The organism is Bradyrhizobium sp. HKCCYLRH2060 (assembly GCF_051168135.1).
Lineage (GTDB): Bacteria > Pseudomonadota > Alphaproteobacteria > Rhizobiales > Xanthobacteraceae > Bradyrhizobium.
Map to the genome: position 1 here is coordinate 521,851 of NZ_JBNPUK010000001.1, position 23,059 is coordinate 544,909.

Annotated in this window: 21 protein-coding genes; 10 read left to right on the forward strand and 11 right to left on the reverse strand. The window is 65.1% G+C overall.

Annotated features, from left to right (window positions below; translation table 11 throughout):
• Positions 1-100 precede the first annotated feature (100 nt).
• The 4 genes from rsmI (at position 101) to ACQR10_RS02275 (ending at position 3,363) form a co-directional block, all read left to right on the forward strand.
• A complete protein-coding gene (gene rsmI, locus ACQR10_RS02260) occupies positions 101-1,060 on the forward strand; it encodes a 16S rRNA (cytidine(1402)-2'-O)-methyltransferase (RefSeq protein ID WP_316215416.1) in 960 nt (319 codons plus the stop codon).
• On the forward strand, positions 1,047-1,457 hold the full coding sequence (locus tag ACQR10_RS02265; protein WP_316215417.1) for a YraN family protein: 411 nt from the start codon (positions 1,047-1,049) through the stop codon (positions 1,455-1,457). Before rsmI ends, ACQR10_RS02265 begins: the two co-directional genes overlap by 14 nt.
• 33 nt (positions 1,458-1,490) lie before the next feature.
• Complete coding sequence (gene gshB / locus ACQR10_RS02270; RefSeq protein WP_316215418.1) at positions 1,491-2,432, forward strand: glutathione synthase; 942 nt, start codon at positions 1,491-1,493, stop codon at positions 2,430-2,432.
• 115 nt (positions 2,433-2,547) lie between these two features.
• The gene (locus ACQR10_RS02275; RefSeq protein WP_315805600.1) at positions 2,548-3,363 is read left to right on the forward strand and encodes an exodeoxyribonuclease III; all 816 of its coding nucleotides are present in this window, start codon (positions 2,548-2,550) and stop codon (positions 3,361-3,363) included.
• Positions 3,364-3,589: 226 nt separating this feature from the next.
• Here the strand turns inward: ACQR10_RS02275 and ACQR10_RS02280 are convergent, their stop codons facing one another.
• Both ACQR10_RS02280 and ACQR10_RS02285 read right to left on the reverse strand, forming a co-directional pair.
• Positions 3,590-4,033, reverse strand: coding sequence for a cyclic nucleotide-binding domain-containing protein (locus ACQR10_RS02280; RefSeq protein ID WP_315716814.1), 444 nt, complete (start codon positions 4,031-4,033; stop codon positions 3,590-3,592).
• Between the two features lie 66 nt (positions 4,034-4,099).
• Entirely contained in the window at positions 4,100-4,786 is a 687-nt protein-coding gene (locus ACQR10_RS02285; protein ID WP_315716813.1) for a response regulator transcription factor, read from the reverse strand.
• A 274-nt stretch (positions 4,787-5,060) separates the two neighbouring features.
• On the opposite strand from ACQR10_RS02285, the gene ACQR10_RS02290 reads away from it, so the two are divergent.
• Together ACQR10_RS02290 and ACQR10_RS02295 are read left to right on the forward strand one after the other, a co-directional pair.
• On the forward strand, positions 5,061-5,582 hold the full coding sequence (locus ACQR10_RS02290; RefSeq protein ID WP_316215419.1) for a L,D-transpeptidase family protein: 522 nt from the start codon (positions 5,061-5,063) through the stop codon (positions 5,580-5,582).
• Positions 5,583-5,601: 19 nt separating this feature from the next.
• Entirely contained in the window at positions 5,602-6,387 is a 786-nt protein-coding gene (locus ACQR10_RS02295; RefSeq protein ID WP_316215420.1) for a 2-keto-4-pentenoate hydratase, read from the forward strand.
• Between the two features lie 24 nt (positions 6,388-6,411).
• On the opposite strand, the gene ACQR10_RS02300 is transcribed toward ACQR10_RS02295, so the two are convergent.
• A complete protein-coding gene (locus tag ACQR10_RS02300) occupies positions 6,412-7,098 on the reverse strand; it encodes a YggS family pyridoxal phosphate-dependent enzyme (RefSeq protein ID WP_315800891.1) in 687 nt (228 codons plus the stop codon).
• Between the two features lie 108 nt (positions 7,099-7,206).
• Between ACQR10_RS02300 and ACQR10_RS02305 the strand changes: the two genes are divergently transcribed.
• Positions 7,207-8,904 (forward strand): sensor domain-containing diguanylate cyclase, encoded by a 1,698-nt coding sequence (locus ACQR10_RS02305; protein WP_315800890.1) that lies wholly within the window; start codon positions 7,207-7,209, stop codon positions 8,902-8,904.
• A gap of 20 nt (positions 8,905-8,924) precedes the next feature.
• Here ACQR10_RS02305 and ACQR10_RS02310 read toward each other — a convergent pair whose 3' ends face one another.
• The gene (locus tag ACQR10_RS02310) at positions 8,925-9,911 is read right to left on the reverse strand and encodes a GGDEF domain-containing protein (protein ID WP_315800933.1); all 987 of its coding nucleotides are present in this window, start codon (positions 9,909-9,911) and stop codon (positions 8,925-8,927) included.
• A 324-nt stretch (positions 9,912-10,235) separates the two neighbouring features.
• Between ACQR10_RS02310 and leuS the strand changes: the two genes are divergently transcribed.
• From leuS to holA, 3 genes are read left to right on the forward strand one after another with little or no spacing between them, the layout of a single operon-like run.
• Positions 10,236-12,860 carry a leucine--tRNA ligase gene (leuS, locus tag ACQR10_RS02315; RefSeq protein ID WP_316215421.1) on the forward strand — a complete coding sequence of 875 codons (2,625 nt, stop codon included), beginning with the start codon at positions 10,236-10,238 and terminating at the stop codon, positions 12,858-12,860.
• Complete coding sequence (lptE, locus tag ACQR10_RS02320) at positions 12,847-13,398, forward strand: LPS assembly lipoprotein LptE (RefSeq protein WP_315800888.1); 552 nt, start codon at positions 12,847-12,849, stop codon at positions 13,396-13,398. Before leuS ends, lptE begins: the two co-directional genes overlap by 14 nt.
• Before the next feature lie 18 nt (positions 13,399-13,416).
• The gene (gene holA / locus ACQR10_RS02325; protein ID WP_316215422.1) at positions 13,417-14,445 is read left to right on the forward strand and encodes a DNA polymerase III subunit delta; all 1,029 of its coding nucleotides are present in this window, start codon (positions 13,417-13,419) and stop codon (positions 14,443-14,445) included.
• Positions 14,446-14,799: 354 nt separating this feature from the next.
• Here holA and ACQR10_RS02330 read toward each other — a convergent pair whose 3' ends face one another.
• The 7 genes from ACQR10_RS02330 to hemJ all read right to left on the reverse strand — a co-directional run bounded on the left by ACQR10_RS02330 (position 14,800) and on the right by hemJ (position 22,938).
• The gene (locus ACQR10_RS02330; RefSeq protein ID WP_315800886.1) at positions 14,800-15,696 is read right to left on the reverse strand and encodes a ParB/RepB/Spo0J family partition protein; all 897 of its coding nucleotides are present in this window, start codon (positions 15,694-15,696) and stop codon (positions 14,800-14,802) included.
• A 151-nt stretch (positions 15,697-15,847) separates the two neighbouring features.
• The gene (locus ACQR10_RS02335) at positions 15,848-16,699 is read right to left on the reverse strand and encodes a ParA family protein (RefSeq protein ID WP_315800885.1); all 852 of its coding nucleotides are present in this window, start codon (positions 16,697-16,699) and stop codon (positions 15,848-15,850) included.
• Between the two features lie 34 nt (positions 16,700-16,733).
• Positions 16,734-17,393: a 16S rRNA (guanine(527)-N(7))-methyltransferase RsmG gene (gene rsmG, locus ACQR10_RS02340; RefSeq protein ID WP_316215423.1), complete on the reverse strand. Its 660-nt coding sequence runs from the start codon at positions 17,391-17,393 to the stop codon at positions 16,734-16,736.
• Positions 17,394-17,405: 12 nt separating this feature from the next.
• Positions 17,406-19,283 carry a tRNA uridine-5-carboxymethylaminomethyl(34) synthesis enzyme MnmG gene (gene mnmG / locus ACQR10_RS02345; protein WP_316215424.1) on the reverse strand — a complete coding sequence of 626 codons (1,878 nt, stop codon included), beginning with the start codon at positions 19,281-19,283 and terminating at the stop codon, positions 17,406-17,408.
• A 225-nt stretch (positions 19,284-19,508) separates the two neighbouring features.
• Entirely contained in the window at positions 19,509-20,846 is a 1,338-nt protein-coding gene (gene mnmE / locus ACQR10_RS02350) for a tRNA uridine-5-carboxymethylaminomethyl(34) synthesis GTPase MnmE (protein WP_316215572.1), read from the reverse strand.
• 163 nt (positions 20,847-21,009) lie between these two features.
• Positions 21,010-22,275, reverse strand: coding sequence for a transcription termination factor Rho (rho, locus tag ACQR10_RS02355; protein ID WP_315740414.1), 1,266 nt, complete (start codon positions 22,273-22,275; stop codon positions 21,010-21,012).
• Positions 22,276-22,515: 240 nt separating this feature from the next.
• Positions 22,516-22,938, reverse strand: a complete 423-nt coding sequence (gene hemJ / locus ACQR10_RS02360) for a protoporphyrinogen oxidase HemJ (protein WP_315800882.1) — start codon at positions 22,936-22,938, stop codon at positions 22,516-22,518.
• Positions 22,939-23,059 lie beyond the last annotated feature (121 nt).

A 23,059-nucleotide genomic window follows, 5' to 3' on the forward strand; every position in this document is an offset into this window, starting at 1 on the left:
GCGATGAATGGCGACGCGGCGATGCCGATCCCGGAACTTCAAATCGCCGCGCGGCTGTTCCCCTGTGGCAATCCCGCGGCAGGCCCTTTAAATTACCTCGATGGGCGCGAAGGCAATCCCCAAGACGTCGCCGGACGACGGCAAATCTTCCACCACGCCGACCTATCTGGTGGCGGGGCAGATCGTTGCCGCGCCCAAGGCGCGGCCTGGATTGCACTTGGTGGCGACGCCGATCGGCAATCTCGGCGACATCACACTGCGCGCGCTGGAAACCCTGGCCGGCGCCGATCTCATCTTGTGCGAGGACACGCGAATCACGCGGCGCCTGACCGAGCGCTACGGCCTCAGCGCGGAACTCGCAGCCTATCATGAGCACAATGCCGAAGCCGTCAGGCCCAGGATTCTGCAGCGCCTCGCCGAAGGCACGGCCATCGCGCTGGTGTCCGACGCCGGCACGCCGCTGATCTCCGATCCCGGCTACAAGCTGGTGCGCGAGGCGTGCGAGGCCGGGCATGACGTCACAGCGCTGCCGGGCCCGTCCGCCGTGCTCGCGGCGCTCAGCGTCGCGGCGCTGCCGACCGACCGCTTCTTCTTCGAGGGTTTCCTGCCGGCCAGGCAGCAGGCGCGGCGCGCGCGGCTGGCCGAGCTCGCGCGCATCGACGCGACGCTGGTGCTGTTCGAGGCCGGCAGCCGGGTTCAGGAGACGCTGGCCGATCTCGCCGAGGCCATGGCGGGACGCCAGGCCGCGATCTGCCGCGAGCTCACCAAGCTGCACGAGGAGGTGCTGCGCGGCGCCATCGGCGATCTCGCTGCAGCGGCTGGCGATCTCGAAACCCGCGGCGAGTTCGTGCTGGTGATCGGTCCGCCGCCACGCGGTGCCGGCGTGTTGACAGCGGATGCCCTCGACGCCGTGCTGAAGGATCTGCTGCAACGATCGAGCGTCAAGGATGCCGTCATGCATGCGGTCGAGCTCTCCGGCCGGCCGCGCCGCGAAGTCTATGCGCGCGCGCTCGAGCTGGCGAAGGACGCGCGGTCAGGGTCGGCCGATGGCGAAGACTGAGCGCGCGTCCGCCGACAAGCCGGCCAAGACGGCGGCGCCGGAGCGCGTCGCCGCCTTTCGCACCGGACTATCGGCGGAGACCCGCGCGGCAGCGCTGCTGATCGCCAAGGGCTATCGCATCCTCGCCAAGCGCTTCCGCACGCCGCATGGCGAGATCGACATCATCGCGCGCAAGCGCGGCCTCGTGGCGTTCGTCGAGGTCAAGGCGCGCGCCTCGCTCGACGATGCCGCCTATGCGGTGACGCCGCGCCAGCAGCAGCGCATCATCAATGCCGCGCAGGCGTGGCTGATGGCGCATCCCGACCATGCCGAATTGGAGCTGCGCTTCGACGCGATTCTGGTTGCGCCGCGCAGCCTGCCGCGCCATCTGGTAGCGGCGTTCGACGCCAGCACCTGACATGAACTGATTGCAGAGAGCAGGGACCTGCCCATGAAACTGAACGTCGCCGTCCAGATGGACCCCATCGCGCGCATCAACATCCGCGGCGACTCCACCTTCGCGATGCTCCTCGAAGCGCAGAGGCGCGGCCATGGCCTGTGCTATTACACGCCGGACAAGCTGTCGCTGCGCGGCGAGGAGCTGTATGCGCCGGTGCAGGCGCTGACGGTGCGCGACCAGGTCGGCGACCACTTCACGCTCGGCGAACCGAAGCCGACCGCGCTGACCTCGTTCGACGTCGTGCTCCTGCGCCAGGACCCGCCGTTCGATCTCGCCTACATCACCTCGACGCATTTCCTCGAGCGCATCCATCCGAAGACGCTGGTGGTCAATGATCCCGCGAGCGTGCGCAACGCGCCGGAAAAGCTGTTCGTGATGAACTTCCCGCAACTGATGCCGCCGACTTTGATTTCGCGCGACCTCGACGAGATCAACGCCTTCCGCGATCAGCACGGCGCCGTGGTGATGAAGCCGCTGCATGGCCATGGCGGCGCGGCGGTGTTCCGCGTGATGCCGCAGGACATGAATTTCGGCTCGCTGTTCGACATGTTCTCGGTGACGTTCAAGGAACCCTGGGTGATCCAGCGCTTCCTCCCCGAGGTGAAGCATGGCGACAAGCGCATCATCCTGGTCGACGGCGAGTTCGCCGGCGCCGTCAACCGCGTGCCGGCGACCGACGATCTGCGCTCCAACATGGTGCGCGGCGGCGCCGCGCAGGCCACCGATCTCAGCGCCCGCGAGCGCGAGATCTGCGATACGCTGGGTCCGGAGTTGCGCGCGCGCGGGCTATTGCTGGTCGGCATCGACGTGATCGACGGCAACCTCACCGAGATCAACGTGACCTCGCCGACCGGCATCCGGGCGATCTCGCGGCTCGGCGGACCCGACATCGCGGCCCGCGTATGGGACGTCATCGAGAGCAAACGGCGCTGATCAAGCGCCGTCCCACTTCGCTGGGGATAAGGCCAACCAACGCGATCAGTCCGATGCGTCAGAGGCGAGGCGGAATCGCTGACATCGGCGCAATTCATGCTATGACGCCATTCTCATGCGTCTCGTCCTGACCACCTGGAACATCAACTCGGTGCGCCTGCGCATCGACCTCGTCGCCAAGCTCATCAAGCAGGTCAGGCCCGATGTCCTGTGCCTGCAGGAGACCAAGTGCATCGACGACGCTTTCCCGCTGAAGCGCTTCAAGCGGCTCGGCTATGAGCACGTCGCACTGAACGGGCAGAAGGGCTATCACGGCGTCGCCGTGATCTCGAAATGGCCGTTCGAGGAGACCAACGTCCGCACCTTCTGCGACAAGGTGGACTCGCGCCACATCACCGTGGCATTCGGCGAGAAGGCGCAGCTCGCGCAGCCGCTGGTGCTGCATAATTTCTATGTGCCGGCCGGCGGCGACATTCCCGATCCCGCGCTCAATCCCAAATTCGAGCACAAGCTGCAATTCCTCGACGAACTGAAGGCGTGCGAGCCGCTGCATCCGCGCGGCGACGACCGGCATATCCTGGTCGGCGACCTCAACGTCGCGCCGCATGAGCACGACGTCTGGTCGCACAAGCAGCTCCTGAAGGTGGTGTCGCACACGCCGATCGAATGCGAGAAGCTGCTGGCGGCGCAGACCCATGGCGAATGGGTCGACGTCGCCCGCGAACGCATCCCGATGTCGGAGAAGGTCTACACGTGGTGGAGCTACCGCGCCGCCGACTGGACCGTGGGTGATCGCGGCCGAAGGCTCGACCACATCTGGGTGTCACGCGCCTTGAAGGACCGGGTCAGCGACTTCAGGATCCTGCGCGACGCCCGCAGCTGGGAGCGGCCGTCGGATCACGTGCCGGTCACGGTGACGCTGGACGTTTGACGGCGCGACCAGACAGACCCGTCAGTGCCGAGTTTGTCATTCGCCTGTCCCCACATCGTCATGCCCGGGCTTGTCCCGGGCATCCACGCCGTTCTTAGCACGCCGGACGACGTGGATGGCCGGGACGAGCCCGGCCATGACGGCGGGGAAGGAGCCAAACTCAAGCGAGACGATCGTGCTGCATCGGCAAGAGGTCCGCGTAGACCTCGGGCGGCCGCCAGCCCCGTCACGACGTCAGCTTGGCCCCGGCCGCCATGATGTCGTTGGCGATTCGGCTGGCGCGGTGGGCGAACTCGTCGCGCAGCCGGCGCGCAGCCTTGGCGTCGCTCTCGAGCACACGCTGAAACAGGCTGCGCGAGATCCGCACCACGGTCGAATATTCCAGGGCCGTCGCGGTCGCCGGACGCCGCATCTCGACCAGCAGCGCCAGCTCGCCGATCAGCATGGTCGGCGTCGCGACGATCTCGGCACCGACCTCGTCGCTGATGCGCAATGACCCGCGCTGGACGACATAGCCGCAATCGGCCGTGTCGCCCTCGCGGAACAGGGTCTCGCCGCTCTGGATGTTACGCTGCTCGGAGCCGATGGCGATCATGCGAAGTGAGTCGCTTCCCAGCAGGCGCAATGTTGGGACGCGCTCCAATAGCGCAATATCGTCTTCGATCGACATCAAGGGCCCGGGGAAGGCTGAATGGAACCAATATCATAAATGGCGAAACCGCCATCCCCGAACCTATCACGGTACCAACTTGTAGCCACCGGCCTCCGTCACCAGAATCTCCGGATTCGCGGCATCTTTCTCGATCTTCTGACGCAGACGGTAAATGTGCGTTTCCAAGGTGTGGGTGGTGACGCCGGAATTGTAGCCCCACACCTCCTGGAGCAGGGTCTCGCGCGACACCGGCTGCTGGCCGGCGCGATACAGGAAGCGCAGGATCGCCGTTTCCTTCTCGGTCAGGCGCACCTTGCGGGCGTTGGCGCCGGTCAGCATCTTCGAGCCCGGCCGGAAGCTGTAGGGGCCGACCGAGAACACCGCGTCCTCGCTGGCCTCGTGCTGGCGAAGCTGGGCCCGGATGCGGGCCAGCAGCACGGCGAAGCGGAACGGCTTGGCGACATAGTCATTGGCGCCGGATTCGAGCCCGAGAATCGTATCGGAATCGGTATCGTGCCCGGTCAGCATGATGATCGGCGCCTTGAAGCCGCCCTTGCGCAGGGACCGCACCACTTCGCGGCCATCGGTGTCGGGCAGGCCGACGTCCATCAGAACCAGGTCGGGTGAATTGGCCTTTGCGGCGGTGGCGCCTTTGGCGCCGGTATCGACGGCCTGGGCTTCGAACTCGTCATGCAGCGAGAGCTGCTCCATCAGGGCATCGCGCAGATCGGTGTCGTCATCCACGATCAGGATCTTGCGGGCATTGGCCATTGTACAATCCTCTAGGTGGCGCCGGCGGGATCGGATGGGTGGCGCCGTCAACGGTGGGCAAACAGGCTCATCAGCCCTGTTCCGTCTTGAAGTAGGGGGCTGTTACCGATTCACAAGCGCCCGGGACTCTACTCCAGAATTGAGCAGGGATTGAGATGATTGTCCTGTTCGACCCTCGCGGCGGACCATTTGCCGACATTAAGGCAATTACCGGGCAATCCGTGGCAATGAAAAGGCACGTTGTTTCATGTCGTTATCGAAGGTGAAGCCTGGCATGCCAGCATCGCGAATCTCGATTCGCGCCAAAGCCGGGTCGCGGCAGCGCGGCTGGCTCCATGTCTGGGGCCATGTCATCCCGGTGGCGCTCGGCCGCGGCGGCGTCCTGGCCAACAAGCGCGAGGGCGATGGTGGCACCCCCCGGGGGACCTTCCGGCCCCGGCAGCTGTGGTGGCGGGCCGATCGTCATCCGCGTCCGCGGACCTTTCTTCCGATCCGAGGGATCGGTCCGGAGGACGCCTGGTGCGAGGACCCGGCCGACCGGCACTACAATCGGGCGATCCGGCTACGCGGCGACCGGCCCGGGGACCGGCTGGCGCGCCAGGACCATCTCTACGACTTCATCATCGAGATCGATCACAACACGCGACCGCGGATCGCGGGCCGCGGCAGCGCCGTGTTCCTGCATCTGGCGCGGCCGAATTTCGGCCCGACCGCAGGCTGCGTGGCCATGACCCGACCGGCGATGCTGCGTCTGTTGCAAAGGATCGGCCCGCGCACCAGGATCGTCATCCAATAATGGAAGGAAGGACGACGTCATGCGCGCACCGGATCAGCCAGCCAGCGCCTCGGGCATCCTGCGCCAGCATTGGAGCGAAGGCCGGAAGCTGGCGGCGCTGCCGCCGGAGCTGCGTCCACGCGACCGCGCAGAGGGCTATGCGATCCAGGCCGAGCTCGAGCGCCACTCGCCCAAGCCGCTATTTGGCTGGAAGATTGCGGCGACCAGCGAGGCCGGCCAGCGCCATATCAATGTCGCCGGTCCGATGGCCGGGCGAATCCTGGCCGAAACGGTGCTGCCGGTCGGCGGCACCGCGTCGATGGCCGGCAACGCGATGCGGGTCGCCGAGCCGGAATTCGCCTTCCGCCTCGGACGCGATCTGCCGCCCCGGCCGACACCCTATAATGTCGCGGAGGTGCTGGCCGCGGTCGACACGCTGCACCCCGCGATCGAAATTCCCGATTCGCGGTTCGCCGACTTCGTCAGTGCCGGCGAGGCGCAACTGATCGCCGACAATGCCTGCGCGCATCTGTTCGTGCTGGGCGAGGCCAGCACCGCCGACTGGCGCAGCCGCGACCTGATCGCGGAGCGGCCGCGGATCACGCTGCGTGGCGAGACCTTCATCGGCCACGGCCGCAACGTGCTCGGTGATCCCCTGATCGCGCTGGCCTGGCTGGTCAACGAGCTCAGCGCGCTCGGCGTGCCCGCGCGAGCAGGGCAGGTGATCACGACCGGCACCTGTCATCCGCCGCTGCCGATCGACAGCGACGACCACATGGAGGCCGATTTCGGCGATCTGGGGCAGGTATCGGTGCGGTTCGAGTAGGGACCTGCCGCGACCGCGCCCTCTTCAGCGATGCCCGAAGATCGCCGAGCCGACACGGACATGTGTGGCGCCAAACTGGATGGCGATGGCGAAATCGGCGCTCATGCCCATCGACAGATGCGCGAGGCCGTTGCGGGCGGCGATCTTGGCGGTCAGCGCGAAATGCGGCCCGGGTGCTTCGTCGACCGGCGGAATGCACATCAGCCCTGAAATCGTGAGCCCGTAATCCGTGCGGCAGGCGGCGATGAAGGCGTCGGCGTCGCCGGGCGCGATGCCCGCCTTCTGCGGCTCCTCGCCGGTGTTGATCTGGATGAACAGTTGCGGATGCCGGCCCTGGGCGGAAATCTCCTTGGCAAGCGCCACGCACAGGCTCGGCCGGTCCACCGAATGGATGGCGTCGAACAGCGCCACCGCCTCCTTGGCCTTGTTGGATTGCAGCGGCCCGATCAGGTGCAGCGCGAGTCCCGGATGCGCGGCCATCAGCGGCGGCCATTTGGCTTTGGCTTCCTGAACGCGATTTTCACCGAACACGCGCTGTCCGGCCGCGATCACCGGCTCGATCGCGTCGGCATCGAAGGTCTTCGACACAGCGATCAGCGTGACCGAGCCGCGATCACGTTTGGCGTCGCGGCAGGCCCGCAGAATCTCCTGCTCGACGGCGGCGAGCGCGGACGGCGAGGACGAGGTTGAGGCGTTCGATTCATCAGGCACGATGGCGTCCGTCGGTAGATTACGGGTTTGGCTGCAATTTTACGCAGTTCGAGAAAAGGTTCTTGAGCCCTTCTCCTTACCCTCCACGGCCGGGGGTAGGGGGAAGAAATGCCAAGCATCCGGTTCAATCGCAATAGAGTGAAGCTGAACCGGCTGATGGGGATCCGCGCCCGGCTGGCGCTGCTCGCCCTGATCCTGGTGGCGCCGCTGATGCTGGAACGTGCGCGCTCGCTGGAAGGCGCCAGGACAAGGCAGATCGCGCTCGCATCGGAGGAATTCTCCAGCCTCGCCCGGCAGAGCGCCGACATGCAGCGCGAGGTCATCATGTCGGTGGAGACGGTGCTGAAATCGACCGCCTATGTCCGGGCGTCGAGCACCGGCGTGAGCCGCAGCTGCGACATGATGCGCGCCAGCCTGCCGGCGACCCTGCCGTGGATCCGCACCCTGATGATCGCCGGCCGCGACGGCCGCATCCAGTGTTCGACCAACAACCAATATGTCGGGCTCGATTTCAGCGACCGGCCATATTTCCGTGGCGCCCAGGAATCACGTGATTTCGTGTTCAGCGACTACCTGCTGTCGAAACCGTCGCACGTGCCGATCGTCATGGCCGCCTATCCGGTCGGCGCCATCACCGGCGAGCCGGACGCGGTGATGCTGGCGAGCGTGAACCTGGAATGGATGTCCAAGATCATGAGCAATCTTGGCGGCCGTCCCGGCATCACGGCGGTGCTGATCGACAGCGAGGGAACCGTGCTGGCGGCGCCCGCCGACCGCACCGAGCTGATCGGCCGGCCGCTCGACAGCGTGCCGTTGTTGTCGGCCGTTGCCGAGACCGCGCTGAGCTCGGGCAAGCCGTCCGAGACGATGAGTTTCACGGCGGCGGATGGCTCCAAGCGCGCGATCACCTTCACCCGGATCGCCGACACCGGCTCGCGGCTGATCGTCAGCATCGATGAGACGCGCGTCACCGCCGCCATCGACCGCGAGATCCGCAATGCCTATCTGCAGGCTGGCCTCGTCTGCCTGATCGTGCTGCTCGGCGCGCTGATCGCCGCCGAGAAGCTGATCGTGAAGCCCGTCAGCATGCTCGCCGCGACCGCCAAGCGCTTCGGCCACGGCCACTGGTCGGCGCGCGTCACCACCAAGCATCTGCCGTCGGAGTTCGTTCCGCTGGCAAAGTCCTTCAATGCGATGGCCGCCAAACTCGGCCAGCGCGAGCGCGAGCTGGTCGCCGCCAATGACCGGCTGACGGTGATGGCGTCGATCGACATGCTCTCGGGCCTCGCCAACCGCCGCGGCTTCCAGAACCGCATCGACGTCGAATGGAGCCGCGCGCAGCAGGCCGGCACCGAGTTGTCGCTGCTGATGATCGACGTCGACCACTTCAAGCTCTACAACGACACCTATGGGCACCCTGAGGGCGACGCCTGCCTGTCACGTCTCGGCGAGACGCTGTCGCAGATCGCCGGTGCAATGACGGCTTTCGCCGGCCGCTATGGTGGTGAGGAGTTCTGCCTGTTGCTGCCGGGCATGGGTGCGAGAGAGGCGCTCGCGGTCGGCGAGCAGGTGCGCGCCACGGTGCTGGAGCTCGAGCTGCCGCACGCGACGTCGGCGCATCGATGCGTCACCGTGAGCGTCGGTGTCGCCTCGACCCGGCCGAACGAGTCGCTGATGCCCTCCGACCTGATCGAAGCCGCCGATGCCGCGCTCTATGCGGCCAAGCATCGCGGCCGCAACACGGTCATCGCGCATGGCTTCGCGGATGTCGCGGATGACAGGAGCGGCGTGGCACGCGCCGGATAGGGCTGCGCCGCGGCCAGCGATCAGCCGACCGCGAGCTTCCGGTCGAGCTCGAGCTCGGTGACCACGCGGTTTCGGCCGAGCTTCTTGGCGAGATACAGCGAGCGGTCGCAACGGTCGATCAGATCAGCCATCGATTCGCCGAACTGGAACTGGCCGACGCCGATCGACACCGTGATCTGCGGCAGCACCTCGCCGGTCGAGCGCCGCGTGAACTGACAGTCGGCGATGGTGCGCCGGATGCGCTCAGCGATGACGGTGCAACCTTCGAGGTCGGTCTGCGGCAGCACCGCGATCAGTTCCTCGCCGCCGTAACGCGCCGGAAGATCCTTGTCGCGGACGCGCTCGCGCAATGCCTTGGCGACGAGGCGCAGCACCTGATCGCCGACGCCATGGCCGTAATTGTCGTTGAACTTCTTGAAGTGGTCGACGTCGATCAGGAGAATGCTGAGCGGTTCGTCGCGCTCCATCGCCTCGACCTGTGCATGGCGGAAGAACTCTTCGAGCGCGCGCCGGTTCGGCAATCCGGTCAGCGTGTCGGTGCGGGCGCGCTGCTCCGACTTGTTGAGCGAGTCCCGGATGGTGTCGAGCTCGCGTGACTTCTCGGCAAAGCTCGCTTCGAGTTTCGCCGCACGCGCGGTTGCCTGGGCGAGCTCACTGACCAGGTTCTCGATCAGGATCTTCGGATCGACACCCTGCTCGCTGCGTTCGGCGACGCCATCGATCGCCGCCATGTGCGTGCGGTTGTCGGCGATCGCGGCCGTCAGATACTGCTTGGCGGAGTCCATCACGCCATGCAACTGCTGCGAGACTTTGTGGACGACAGCCGCTTCCGTACCCTGCTGGCCGATATAGGTGTCGAACAGCGCCTGGTTGGTGGTCTTGTCGAACTTGCGCTTGTTGCTGACCAGGATGTCGACGGCGCGCTTGAGATCCGACGCCGAGCCCAGTGAGTACTTGAACCACAGATGGAAGTTGTTAGGCGTCGGTGGCACGCGCTGTTGAGCCATGGATTTCATGGCCTTTTCCGCGACCGTCGTCGCGTACTCGAAGTCAAGCTCGTCGAACGTAGCGCCGGACACGATGTGGAGTGATCCCAGATGCGGGCTGATGCCTGGATGTATGCACTCAGTCTCCCATTCAAGTCTTAACCGTGCCTCAATCGGACCTTCGACACAGCCGGCGGAGGCTGCAAAAAAACTCGCGATTACCGTCGCTTAGCGGATGCCCAAAATGGTATCATCATCTGTCGCCCCATTGACCGGGCTGCCGCTTTTGTGGCCTAGTCCGCCGTCTTCAAACGACGCGAATCCTCGAAAATTATAAGCGATTCCATGACATCCGAACGCTACAACGCCCGTGAAGCCGAGCCGCGCTGGCAGCGCCAGTGGGACGAGAAGGCGATCTTCGCCACCAGGAACGACGATCCGCGTCCGAAATACTACGTACTCGAGATGTTTCCCTATCCGTCGGGACGCATCCATATCGGCCATGTCCGTAATTATACGCTCGGCGACGTGCTGGCGCGCTTCATGCGCGCCAAGGGCTTCAACGTGCTGCATCCGATGGGCTGGGACGCGTTCGGCCTGCCGGCGGAGAACGCCGCGATCGAGCGCAAGGTCGCGCCGAAGGCATGGACCTACGACAACATCGCCGCGATGAAGAAGCAGCTGCGCTCGATCGGCCTGTCGCTCGACTGGGCCCGCGAATTCGCGACCTGCGATCCGTCCTACTACAAGCACCAGCAGAAGATGTTCCTCGACTTCATGCAAGCCGGGCTGGTGGAGCGCGAGCAGCGCAAGGTCAACTGGGATCCGGTCGACATGACCGTGCTCGCCAACGAGCAGGTCATCGACGGCCGCGGCTGGCGGTCCGGTGCGGTGGTCGAACAGCGTGAGATGAACCAGTGGGTGTTCAAGATCACGAAGTACTCGCAGGAGCTGCTGGACGCGCTCGATGGTCTCGACCGCTGGCCCGACAAGGTCCGGCTGATGCAGCGGAACTGGATCGGCCGCTCCGAAGGCCTGTTGATCCGCTTTGCGCTGGATCCCAAGACGACGCCGGCGGGCGAGACCGAATTGAAGATCTTCACGACGCGGCCCGACACGCTGTTCGGCGCCAAGTTCATGGCGATCTCGGCGGACCATCCGCTGGCGCAAGCCGCGGCCGCCAAGAACCCGGAGCTCGCCGCGTTCATCGCCGAGATCAAGCGGATCGGAACCGCGCAGGAGGCGATCGACACCGCGGAGAAGCAGGGCTTCGACACCGGCATCCGCGCCGTGCACCCTTTCGACCCCAGCTGGACCTTGCCGGTCTATGTCGCGAACTTCGTGCTGATGGAATACGGCACCGGCGCCATCTTCGGCTGTCCGGCGCACGACCAGCGCGACCTCGACTTCGTCAACAAATACGGCCTCGGCAATGTCCCGGTGGTCTGCCCCGAGGGCCAGGACCCGTCGAGCTTCGTCATCACCGACACCGCCTTCGACGGCGACGGCCGGCTGATCAATTCGCGCTTCCTCGACGGCATGACGATCGCGCAGGCCAAGGACGAGGTCGCCAAGCGGCTGGAGACCGAGCAGCGTGGCGGCGCTGCCGTCGGCGAGCGCCAGGTCAATTTCCGCCTGCGCGACTGGGGCATCTCCCGGCAGCGCTATTGGGGCTGTCCGATCCCGGTGATCCACTGCGCCAAGTGCGACGTCGTGCCGGTACCGCCGAAGGACCTGCCGGTGGTGCTGCCGGACGACGTCAGCTTCGACAAGCCAGGCAATGCGCTCGATCACCATCCGACCTGGAAGCACGTCACTTGCCCGACATGCGGGGGCAAGGCGTTGCGCGAAACCGATACCATGGACACCTTCGTGGACTCGTCCTGGTACTTCGCGCGCTTCACCGATCCGTGGAACGAGACCTCGCCGACCACGCCTGAGGTGGCCAACCGGATGATGCCGGTCGACCAGTATATCGGCGGCGTCGAGCACGCGATCCTGCATCTGCTCTACAGCCGCTTCTTCACCCGCGCGATGAAGGCCACCGGGCACGTCGCCATGGACGAGCCGTTCGCCGGCATGTTCACGCAGGGCATGGTGGTGCACGAGACCTACCAGAAGGCCGACGGCACTTATGTGAACCCGGCCGAGGTCAAGATCGAGGTTGGCGGCAATGGCCGCCGCGCGGTGCTGAGCGCGACCGGCGAGGACATCACGATCGGCCCGATCGAGAAGATGTCGAAGTCGAAGAAGAACACGGTCGACCCCGACGACATCATCGAGAGCTACGGCGCCGACGTCGCGCGCTGGTTCATGCTGTCGGACTCGCCGCCGGACCGCGACGTCATCTGGAGCGACGAGCGGGTGCAGGGCGCGGCGCGCTTCGTCCAGCGTCTCTGGCGGCTGGTCAACGAATCGGTCGCGGCTTCCGCCGGGGCCGCCTCCTCCCGCCCGGCCGCGTTCGGCCCCGACGCGCTGGCGCTGCGCAAGGCGGCCCACGGCGCCCTGGACAAGGTGACCGGCGGCATCGAGCGGCTGCACTTCAACGTCTGCCTGGCGCATATTCGCGAGTTCGCCAATGCGCTGGGCGACGTCCTGGCGCGGCCGGCCAAGCCGGCGGCCGACCTGGCCTGGGCAATTCGCGAGGCCGCCGGGATCCTGGTGCAGCTGTTCTCACCGATGATGCCGCATCTGGCCGAGGAATGCTGGCAGGTGCTGGGCCACACTGGGCTGATCTCGGAGGCGTCCTGGCCGCAAATCGAACGAGATTTGCTGGTTGAGGACAGCATGAGCCTGGTCGTCCAGGTCAACGGCAAGAAGCGCGGAGAAGTCACAGTCGCCAGCAACGCGCAGAATCCGGAAATTGAGGCTGCCGTTTTGGCCCTCGATGCAGTAAAACTGGCGCTGGATGGCAAACCCGTCCGCAAGGTGATCATTGTTCCCAAGAGGATCGTGAATGTCGTCGGCTAGGTTTCGGATCGCTGCTCGGCTTGTTGCCGTGGCCGCTTTGGCCGCGCTGACGGCAGGCTGCTTCCAGCCGATGTATGCGGAGCATACCGACGGTACGCCCGGCCTGCGTGAAAAGCTTGCCGGCATCGAGCTGCCGCCGGTCGACAAGCCGAACGCCTCGCCCGAGGCGCGCATCGGCGTCGGCATCCGCAACGCGCTCGCCTTCAAGCTTTACGGCACCGCAACTGGCACGGCGCCGACCCACAAGCTGGTGCTGCGATTGCAGACCAGCCGGTCCTCGCTGATCGTCTCGCAGACCACCGGCCTGCCGACCACCGAGAATGTCGGCCTCGACGTGCAGTACAATCTGGTCGAGCTGGCGACCAACAAGTCGGTCATGACCGGAACGACCTTCGCGCGCACCTCCTACGACATCCCCGGCTCGTATCAGCGCTTCGCCCGGCAGCGGGCCTTCCGTGACGCCGAGGATCGCGCCTCCGAGGAGGTCGCCGAGAAGATCAAGACGCGGCTCGCGGCCTATTTCACCGCGGGCACCTGACGCACGGCTGACATCGCCGTGGTCGCGCTGCGCGGACGAGACATCGATGCCTTCCTGGCCAAGCCGGACGCCGCGCGTCCGCTGATCCTGTTGTACGGACCGGATACGGGCCTGGTTCGCGAACGCGCCGAGGCCCTTATCGCGTCGGCCGTCGACAACACCGATGATCCGTTCTCCGTGGTCAGGCTCGATGGTGACGAGCTCTCCGCGGAGCCGTCGCGCCTCGTCGACGAAGCCATGACCGTGCCGCTGTTCGGCGGCCGGCGAGCCATCCGAGTCCGCGCCGGGTCGCGCAATTTCGCCAGCGGCGTCGAGACGCTCAGCGAGATGAACGTGCGGGATTGCCGCATCGTGATCGAGGCCGGCGACATCCGCCCCGATTCGCCACTGCGCAAGATCTGCGAGAAGGCCAGAACGGCGGTCGCGATCGGCTGCTACCCGGACACCGAGCGCGATCTCGCCAAGCTGATCGACGACGAATTGCGCATCGCGGCCCTGCGCATCGCGCCCGACGCTCGCGCCTATCTGATGGCGCTGCTCGGAGGCGACCGCCAGGCCTCGCGCAACGAGCTGCGCAAGCTGACCCTGTTCGCCCATGGCGAAGGCGAGGTGACGCTCGACCATGTGATGGCCGTGGTCGCGGACGCCTCGGAGATGAAGCTCGACCCGATCGTTGACGGCGCCTTCGGCGGCAAGCCCGAAATTGTCGAGACCGAGTTCGGCAAGGCGATGATCGCCGGCACCTATCCCGGCGTCATCATCTCCGCTGCGCAGCGACATGCGGCATGGCTGCACAAATCGGCGCTCGCCGTCGCTTCCGGCACGCCGGTCTCGTCCATCCTCGAAGGCGGCTTCCCCCGGCTGCACTTCTCGCGCAAGCCGAGCGCGGAAGTCGCGCTGCGCAATTTTTCCCCTGCCCGGCTGCTGCCGATCATCGACCAGCTGGGGACGGCCGCGCTCGACATGCGCAAGCAGCCGGGGCTCGCAGCAGCGATCGCGCAGCGGACATTGTTGTCGATCGCGGTCGCGGCACGGCGGAAGGGGTGACGCGTCTACGTAACGTCGGCTGAGGCAGCGGCGGTGACGAAGCGCACACCCCAAGTTGGCCAGCGACCGCGCTCCAATCTCCGGCGTCATTCCGGGGCGACGCGCGGCAGCGCGGCGAACCCGGAATCCATCGGGCTGCGTCATCTGCCGTAAAATGGATTCCGGGTTCGCGCTACGCGCGCCCCGGAATGACGGAGGAGAGAGCCGAGATCAGCAGAGGCAGACGCGACGAGGACACATGCAGGCCACTCTCGTCACTCATTAGTAGCTCGTCATGCTCGTGCTTGACGAATGTGAGTTCGGGGCAACGAACTCATGAGAGACCGCGGCGCAGTAAGCGCCGCCAACTCACATCTAACCCTGCTCCAACCGACGCATCACCTCGTCGAGCTGCTCCAGGCTGCGATAGGTGATCTGCACCGTGCCGCCGGGGTCGCGGTGGCTGATCGACACGGAAAGGCCGAGCGCATCGCCGACGCGCTTCTCCAGCGCGATGGTGTCGGCGTCCTTCTTCTCCGCCGTCGCGCTGCCTCCAGCGCTGCGCGGCTTCTGCGGCTTGCGCTCCGGCACGCCCTCTTCATGCGCGAGCGCCTCGGTCTGCCGGACGTTCAATCCTTCCGCGATGATCTTCTTCGCCGCCGACATCGGATCCGGCAGGTTGATCAGCGCGCGCGCATGACCGGCCGAGATCTGCCCGGTCGCGATGAAGCCCTGCACCTCGGCCGGCAGCTTGGTCAGCCGCATCATGTTGGCGACGTGGCTGCGGCTCTTGCCGACGATCTTGGCGATGTCTTCCTGGTTGCGTTTGAACTCGTTGGCGAGCGCGTGATAGCCCTGCGCCTCCTCCATCGGGTTGAGATCCTCACGCTGCACGTTCTCGATGATCGCGAGCTCCAGCGCGTCGCTGTCGCTGACATCGACCGGAACGATCGGCACCTCGTGCAGGCCGGCGGCCTGCGAGGCGCGCCAGCGCCGCTCGCCGGCGATGATCTCGTAGCGGTCGTGCTGGCCCTTCACCGGACGCACCACGATCGGCTGGATCACGCCGTGCTGCTTGATCGAGGCCGAGAGCTCGGCGAGCTCGCCGTCGGAAAACGTCTTGCGCGGGTTGCGCGGATTGGGCTTGAGAAACTCGATCGGCACCTTGCGCTGATTGCGCGGCCGCTCCGGCGGCGCGCCGGCCTCGCGGCCGACGTCACCGATCAGACTTGCAAGACCCCGGCCCAATCGCGATCGCGACTCGTCGGCCATCGCCTTCTCCTTTGGATTCACGTCACGCTCCGCTTGCGTCTGCTGCCGATCAGTCCCGCCGGCACAATGAACGAGGGAGCGGATCCTGACCGGATCCGCTGCCGTCCTCAAATGAGATCCGGGCGACGAGGTGCCCGGAGCAGAGGCAAGGTCAGTTCGTGCGCAGGTCACGCTCGCGCTGAATGACTTCGGTGGCGAGCTTCAGATAGGCCTCGCTGCCGACGCACTTCAAATCGTAGACCAGCACCGGCTTGCCGTAGGACGGTGCTTCCGAGATGCGCACGTTGCGCGGGATCATCGTGTTGTAGACCTTCGATCCCATGAACTGACGGACGTCGGCCACCACCTGGTTCGACAGGTTGTTGCGCGAGTCGAACATCGTCAGCACGATGCCGTGGATCGACAGGTTCGGGTTCAGGGTCGAGCGCACCTGCTCCACGGTCTGCAGCAATTGCGACAGACCTTCGAGCGCGAAGAACTCGCACTGCAGCGGCACCAGGATCGCATCCGACGCCGCCATCGCATTGACCGTCAGCAGGTTCAGCGACGGCGGGCAATCGACCAGCACGTAGGTGTAGTCGTTCTCCGGCGAGACGTTGTTGTTGAGACCGGCGATCGCGTCGCGCAGACGGAAGGCGCGGTTGGCGCTGGAGCCGAGCTCGAGCTCCAGACCCGACAGGTCCATCGTCGAGGAGGCGATGTGCAGCCGTGGCACGGCCGTCGCAACGACGGCGTCGCGCAGCGAGGCCTCGCCGATCAGCACGTCATAGGTCGAGCAGTTGCGGCTGCCACGGTCGATGCCGAGCCCGGTCGAGGCATTGCCCTGCGGATCGAGGTCGACGATCAGCACGCGCTCGCCGATCGCGGCCAGCGCCGTGCCGAGATTGATCGCGGTCGTGGTCTTGCCAACCCCGCCCTTCTGGTTGGCGAGCGCCAGGATGCGCGGATGCCCCTCCGGGTGAGGAGCCCTATCTTCTTGATAAATCTGATCAATTACGGCCATGCGCGATCGCCATTGGTTGTCGTCTTGACGGAATTCAGCTCTGTCGCTCGATGCAATCGATTGCGACGATCCAGCCCTGCCCGCCCGTCCGGCTGGAATGAAGTTTCGGCTCAATTTTCCAATACTTAGTAGATTCGGTCAATTCCGCTTCTACATCTTGACCCTTGAGAAACAGCGCTTTCGCGCCTTTTTTCACCAGGGGCTCCGCAAAGCCGATGAGTTGGTGTAGCGGAGCCAGCGCGCGTGCGGTCACGCAATCGACTCGCCCACTCCACTTCTCCACGATATCCCCGATCTCTGACAAATGCACGATCCCCGGAGCGCCGGTGACGCGAATTGCTTCGCGCAGGAACGCCGCCTTCTTGGCGATGCGCTCGACCAGATGGACCTGGGCGCCGGGCCGCTCGGCCAGCGCGCAGGCGAGGACGACGCCCGGAAACCCGCCGCCGCTGCCGAGATCGACCCAGATCCGGGCGTCGGGCGCGAGATCGAGAAGCTGCAGCGAATCCGAAATGTGCCGGGTCCAGAGATGCGGCAAGGTCGAGGGCGCGACGAGATTCGTCTTGGCCTGCCACTCCAGCAGCAGGGAGACATAGCGATCGAGGCGCTGCTCCGTTTCACGTGAAACGGGCGTCAAGGCGAGCGCAGCCGCCTTGTCGGATTCGATCACCTTGGACGCCACTGCCTGTTTCACGTGAAACGCCCTTCAGCCCGCGGCCTTGCTGCGACGCGCTTCGCGGCGAAGATAGGCCGCGAGAATTCCGAGCGCCGCCGGCGTCATGCCGTCGATCCGGCCCGCCTGCCCGATCGTCCAGGGCCTGGCAGCCGCCAGCTTCGCCCGCGCCTCATTGGAAAGACCCGGAACGAGCGCATAGTCGATGTCACCGAGCACCAACCCCTCGTCGCGCCGGAAGGCATCGACGTCGTCGCTTTGGCGGCGGACATAGACATCATATTTGGCATCGATCTCGAGATGCGCGGCAATGGCGGCATCGATCGCGCCGAGCTCCGGCCAGATCACCCTCACCTCGGAGAAGCCGATCTCCGGATAGGCCATCAGCTCGAAGGCCGAGCGGCGCTGGCCATCCTTGTTGAGCGTGAGGCCATGCTTAGCCGCCTCGTTGGGCGTGATCGTCAGCGACCTCGCCAGCGAACGGGCAGCCTCCAACGCATCCATCTTGCTTCGATGGAAACACGCACGCTCATTGCCGACACAGCCGAGTGCGATGCCCTTGTCGGTCAGTCGCTGGTCCGCATTGTCCGCCCGCAACGTCAGCCGATACTCGGCGCGCGAGGTGAACATCCGATACGGCTCGGTGATTCCCCGCGTGACCAGGTCATCGATCATCACCCCGAGATAACCGTCGGCGCGATCGAACACGACCGGCGCGCCGCCGCCTGCGGCCAGCGCCGCATTGAGGCCGGCGACCAGGCCTTGAGCCGCGGCCTCCTCATACCCGGTCGTGCCGTTGATCTGACCGGCCAGGAATAGACCCTTCATCCGCCTGGTCTGCAGTGTCGGCTCGAGCTCACGCGGATCGACGTGGTCATACTCGATCGCATAGCCGGGCCGGATCATCCGGACCCGCTCGAGACCCGGGATGGTCGGCAGTAGCGCGAGCTGAACCTCCTCCGGCAGCGAGGTCGAGATGCCGTTCGGGTAGACCGTCGTGTCGTCGAGTCCTTCCGGCTCCAGGAAGATCTGGTGGCCGTCGCGATCACCGAAGCGAACGATCTTGTCCTCGACCGAGGGACAATAGCGCGGCCCGGTCGACTTGATCTGCCCGGAGTACATCGGCGAGCGATGGACATTGGCGCGGATCACCTCATGGGTCGCGGTCGTCGTCCGGGTGATGCCGCATTGGATCTGCGGGGTGGTGATCTTATCGGTCAGGACGGAGAACGGCTCCGGCGGATCGTCGCCGGGCTGCATCTCGACTGCTGTCCAGTCGATCGTCGATCCATCCAGACGCGGCGGGGTCCCGGTCTTGAGCCGGCCGAGACGAAATCCGATGGCTTCGAGGGACTGGGAGAGTCCCAGCGCCGGGGCTTCGCCGACCCGGCCCGCCGGCCAGGTCCGCTCACCGAGGTGAATCAGACCACGGAGGAACGTGCCGGTCGTGATGACCAGAGCACCACAGACAAAGGTCCGGCCGTCGGCCAACCGCACGCCCGTGACCCGGCCGTCCGTGATGATCAGTTCGTCCGCCTCGCCTTCGATCACAGAGAGGTTCGCGGTCTCCCGGATCGCCGACTGCATCGCTGCGGCATAAAGCTTGCGATCGGCCTGGGCGCGCGGACCTCGAACGGCGGGTCCCTTCCGGCGATTCAGAACCCGAAACTGGATGCCGCCGGCATCGGCGACGCGGCCCATCAAGCCGTCGAGAGCATCGACTTCGCGAACCAGATGTCCTTTCCCCAAACCTCCGATGGCCGGATTGCAGGACATGGCCCCGATTGTCGCGAACTGATGGGTGATCAGTGCGGTCCGGGCGCCCATGCGCGCCGCACCCGCTGCAGCTTCACAGCCGGCGTGGCCGCCACCGATGACGATGACGTCGTAGGATGTCAGATGCTGGATCATGGGGGCTTATCTAACGCTTGCAGACAACGCTCGGAAGACGTTTCACGTGAAACATTCGCCACGACAAGGCGAGGACGTTTCACGTGAAACAGCACCCTGAGATCGGAACTCGTTTCACGTGAAACGTCGCAAGAGTTCCGTCCCTGTTTCACGTGAAACAGTTGAGGGTCCGTTAACCAAGCAACGCTTCATTAAGTATATCTGTCGCGCCGACCGTTGCCGTCGCTACTTGCCGATACAGAACTCGCGAAAGATCACGTCCAGCACATCCTCGATGTCAACCCGCCCCAAGAGGCGCCCGAGCGCGAGGGCGGCGATCCGCAGCTCCTCCGCGGCGAGCTCCTCCCCGAGATCTACGTCCGCAATGCTCTGGCGAAGTGCGGCCGCGGTCTCCTCGAGCAGCGTTCGTTGCCGCTCCCGCGTGATCAGGCCATTCTCGGTCGATCCAAAGAAGTCACCTGCGAAGCCGACCAGGGCCTCCAGCAGTTCGGACAAACCTGCTCCAGTTCTCGCCGAGATCGCAAAACCGCGCTCCGCGCTTTGCACCGACGCCACCACTCTTTCCTGGGCGGCCGGCAGGTCGATCTTGTTGCGGATCAGCCAGACGGGCACCCCGGTTCGACGCTCTGCCTCCGCCTGATCATCCTGGGACAGCCACAGCACGAGATCGGCCTGCGCCGCCCGATCGCGAGCTCGGCGCACACCCTCCTGCTCCACCGGATCATCCGTCTCCCGGATCCCCGCAGTATCGATCACCGTGGCCGGATAGCCCTGGAGATCAAGCTGGATCTCGATGACGTCGCGCGTGGTGCCGGCATGGGGCGAGACGATCGCCACCTCACGCCGGGCGAGCTGGTTCATCAATGTCGACTTGCCGGCGTTTGGAGGTCCGGCGATGACGACCGTCAGGCCGTCGCGCAGTCGCTCGGCCCGGCCCTGCGCTGACAAAACGGTCTCGATCTCCGTCAGGAGTTGTTCAATCCGCGCTAGCGCCGGCGCCATCAGCTCGGTCGGCACGTCGCCTTCGTCGGCAAAGTCGATCCCGGCTTCGATCAGCGCCGCCGCTTCGATGATCTGCTCCCGCCAGCTTCGCGCCTTGTCACCGAGCAGGCCCTTCAGTTGGCGCAACGCCTGGCGCCGCTGGCGATCAGTGTCGGCATGAATGAGATCGTCGAGCCCCTCGGCCTCGGTCAGATCGATCTTGCCATTCTCGAACGCGCGCCGCGTGAACTCGCCCGGCTCGGCCGGGCGCATCTGCGGCATCGTCGAGAGGACCGAGAACACCGCCGCGATGACGGCACGACTGCCATGGACGTGCAGCTCGGCGACATCTTCGCCGGTGGCGCTTGCGGGTCCGGGAAACCACAGCACGACGGCATCGTCGATCGCTTCGCCACCGCCATCGCGCAACAAGGCGCGTGTTGCAGTCCTCGGCACCGGCAATCTTCCCGCCAGCAGCCGAAGGGCAGATCCCGCATGTGAGCCAGAGAGTCTGACAATCGCAATCGCGCTCGGCAGCCGTCCCGAGGACAATGCAAAGATGGTCTGATCGTGAGGATGCATCATCCTCAGTTGGGCTTGCCGGCAGCGAAACACAATCGGTTTGCAGCGGCATGCTTTACGTCGGATGCCGCCGACGAGCGGTGGCGCCCGCGCCTGATACAGTCCCGCAAACAAAAAGGGCGCTCCGAAGAGCGCCCCCGTCCAGATCGAGACCGTGGTCCAATCAGGTATTCATGGATTCGAAGAACTCGGCATTGCTCTTGGTGCTGCGGAGCTTGTCGAGCAGGAAGTCGATCGCGTCCATCGTGCCCATCGGATTGAGGATGCGGCGGAGCACGTACATCTTCTTGAGGTTCTGCGGCTCGGTGATGAGCTCTTCCTTGCGGGTGCCGGAGCGGGCGATGTCGATCGCCGGGAAGGTCCGCTTGTCCGCGACCTTGCGGTCGAGGATGAGCTCGGAGTTGCCGGTGCCCTTGAACTCTTCGAAGATGACCTCGTCCATGCGGCTGCCGGTATCGACCAGAGCAGTCGCGATGATGGTCAGCGAGCCGCCTTCCTCGATATTGCGCGCGGCACCGAAGAAGCGCTTCGGCCGCTGCAGCGCGTTGGCGTCGACACCGCCGGTCAGCACCTTGCCGGAGGACGGCACGACCGTGTTGTAGGCGCGGCCGAGGCGGGTAATCGAGTCCAGCAGAATGACGACGTCGCGGCCGTGCTCGACCAGGCGCTTGGCTTTCTCGATCACCATCTCCGCGACCTGGACGTGACGCGCCGCCGGCTCGTCGAAGGTCGAGGACACAACCTCGCCCTTCACCGAGCGCTGCATGTCCGTGACTTCTTCCGGACGCTCGTCGATCAGCAGCACGATCAGGTAGCACTCGGGATGATTGGCCGTGATCGAGTGCGCGATGTTCTGCATCAGCACGGTCTTGCCGGTGCGCGGCGGCGCAACGATCAGTGCGCGCTGGCCCTTGCCGATTGGAGCGACGATGTCGATGACACGCGGCGACAGATCCTTGCGGGTCGGATCCTCCAGCTCGAGCCGGAAGCGCTCGTCCGGAAACAGCGGCGTGAGGTTGTCGAAATTGACCTTGTGCTTGGACTTTTCGGGATCCTCGAAGTTCAGCGTGTTGACCTTGAGCAGCGCGAAATAGCGCTCGCCTTCTTTCGGGCTGCGGATGTGGCCCTCGATCGTGTCACCGGTGCGCAGGCCGAAGCGGCGGATCTGCGACGGCGAGACATAGATGTCGTCCGGACCGGGCAGGTAGTTGGCATCGGGCGAGCGGAGGAAGCCGAAACCGTCAGAAAGAACCTCGACGACACCCTCGCCGATGATGTCGATTTCCTGGATGGCGAGCTGCTTGAGGATGGCGAACATCAGCTCCTGCTTGCGCATCGTGCTGGCGTTCTCGACCCCGTTTTCCTCCGCGAAGGAGACGAGCTCGGCCGGCGTCTTTGACTTGAGGTCCTGTAGTTTGATTTCCCGCATTGGGGTGGTCCTGTGGAAGCGACTTGGGAGGGATGCGAGGTGGCTGTGGGAAGGCGGACGAAAATGAGGTCCGCAGGTCTGAGCAAGGTTGGCGCCGATGAGGCACCAGACCTGATGCGGCGGCCGGTCAAGCCGGAACGCAACCACATCCGCCTGCGTGGGGTGGGATATCCATAATATAGAAAATCGCGCCGTCGTCTGCAAGGCATCTGCAGCGGAGCGGTATTCCCTGGGAAACGGTCAGAACGGCTTGACGATCACGAGAATCACGATGCCGATCATCAGCACCGTCGGTACCTCATTGACATAGCGGTAGAATTTCTGGCTCCGGGTGTTCTTGTCGGCGCCGAATTCCCTGACCCAGCGGGTGAACAGTCCGTGGACTCCCGACATGATCAGCACCAGGAGAAATTTTGCATGAAACCAACCGCTGGTATACCAGTGGCCGGCCCAGACCAGATAGAGTCCGGCAAGCCAAGTCACGGTGATCGCCGGATTGATGATCGCCTTCAGCAGGCGCCGCTCCATAACCTTGAACGTCTCGGACTGCTTCGAGCCGATCTCGGCCTCGCAATGATAGACGAACAGCCGCGGCAGATACAGCATGCCGGCCATCCACGCGATGACAGCGATGACGTGAAGGGCCTTGATCCACTCATACATCGGAAACGCGCGGTCCTCTCAGGCAGCGATAAGCTTGCGTGCTGAGACATATCCGCTCGCTCAGTCCCCTCCAAACCAAATAATTTTAGAATCTTAAGGTTTGAGTCTAGGTAGCGGTGGA

Coding starts and splice junctions, on each gene's coding strand:
- ACQR10_RS02310 (WP_315800933.1), bottom strand. CDS start 9,911: ATGGCTCAACAGCGCGTGCCACCGACGCCTAACAACTTCCATCTGTGG.
- ACQR10_RS02290 (WP_316215419.1), top strand. CDS start 5,061: ATGCCAGCATCGCGAATCTCGATTCGCGCCAAAGCCGGGTCGCGGCAG.
- ACQR10_RS02330 (WP_315800886.1), bottom strand. CDS start 15,696: ATGGCCGACGAGTCGCGATCGCGATTGGGCCGGGGTCTTGCAAGTCTG.
- mnmE (WP_316215572.1), bottom strand. CDS start 20,846: ATGCATCCTCACGATCAGACCATCTTTGCATTGTCCTCGGGACGGCTG.
- ACQR10_RS02275 (WP_315805600.1), top strand. CDS start 2,548: ATGCGTCTCGTCCTGACCACCTGGAACATCAACTCGGTGCGCCTGCGC.
- rho (WP_315740414.1), bottom strand. CDS start 22,275: ATGCGGGAAATCAAACTACAGGACCTCAAGTCAAAGACGCCGGCCGAG.
- leuS (WP_316215421.1), top strand. CDS start 10,236: ATGACATCCGAACGCTACAACGCCCGTGAAGCCGAGCCGCGCTGGCAG.
- ACQR10_RS02280 (WP_315716814.1), bottom strand. CDS start 4,033: ATGTCGATCGAAGACGATATTGCGCTATTGGAGCGCGTCCCAACATTG.
- ACQR10_RS02305 (WP_315800890.1), top strand. CDS start 7,207: ATGCCAAGCATCCGGTTCAATCGCAATAGAGTGAAGCTGAACCGGCTG.
- gshB (WP_316215418.1), top strand. CDS start 1,491: ATGAAACTGAACGTCGCCGTCCAGATGGACCCCATCGCGCGCATCAAC.
- hemJ (WP_315800882.1), bottom strand. CDS start 22,938: ATGTATGAGTGGATCAAGGCCCTTCACGTCATCGCTGTCATCGCGTGG.
- ACQR10_RS02285 (WP_315716813.1), bottom strand. CDS start 4,786: ATGGCCAATGCCCGCAAGATCCTGATCGTGGATGACGACACCGATCTG.
- lptE (WP_315800888.1), top strand. CDS start 12,847: ATGTCGTCGGCTAGGTTTCGGATCGCTGCTCGGCTTGTTGCCGTGGCC.
- mnmG (WP_316215424.1), bottom strand. CDS start 19,283: ATGATCCAGCATCTGACATCCTACGACGTCATCGTCATCGGTGGCGGC.
- rsmI (WP_316215416.1), top strand. CDS start 101: ATGGGCGCGAAGGCAATCCCCAAGACGTCGCCGGACGACGGCAAATCT.
- ACQR10_RS02265 (WP_316215417.1), top strand. CDS start 1,047: ATGGCGAAGACTGAGCGCGCGTCCGCCGACAAGCCGGCCAAGACGGCG.
- ACQR10_RS02295 (WP_316215420.1), top strand. CDS start 5,602: ATGCGCGCACCGGATCAGCCAGCCAGCGCCTCGGGCATCCTGCGCCAG.
- ACQR10_RS02335 (WP_315800885.1), bottom strand. CDS start 16,699: ATGGCCGTAATTGATCAGATTTATCAAGAAGATAGGGCTCCTCACCCG.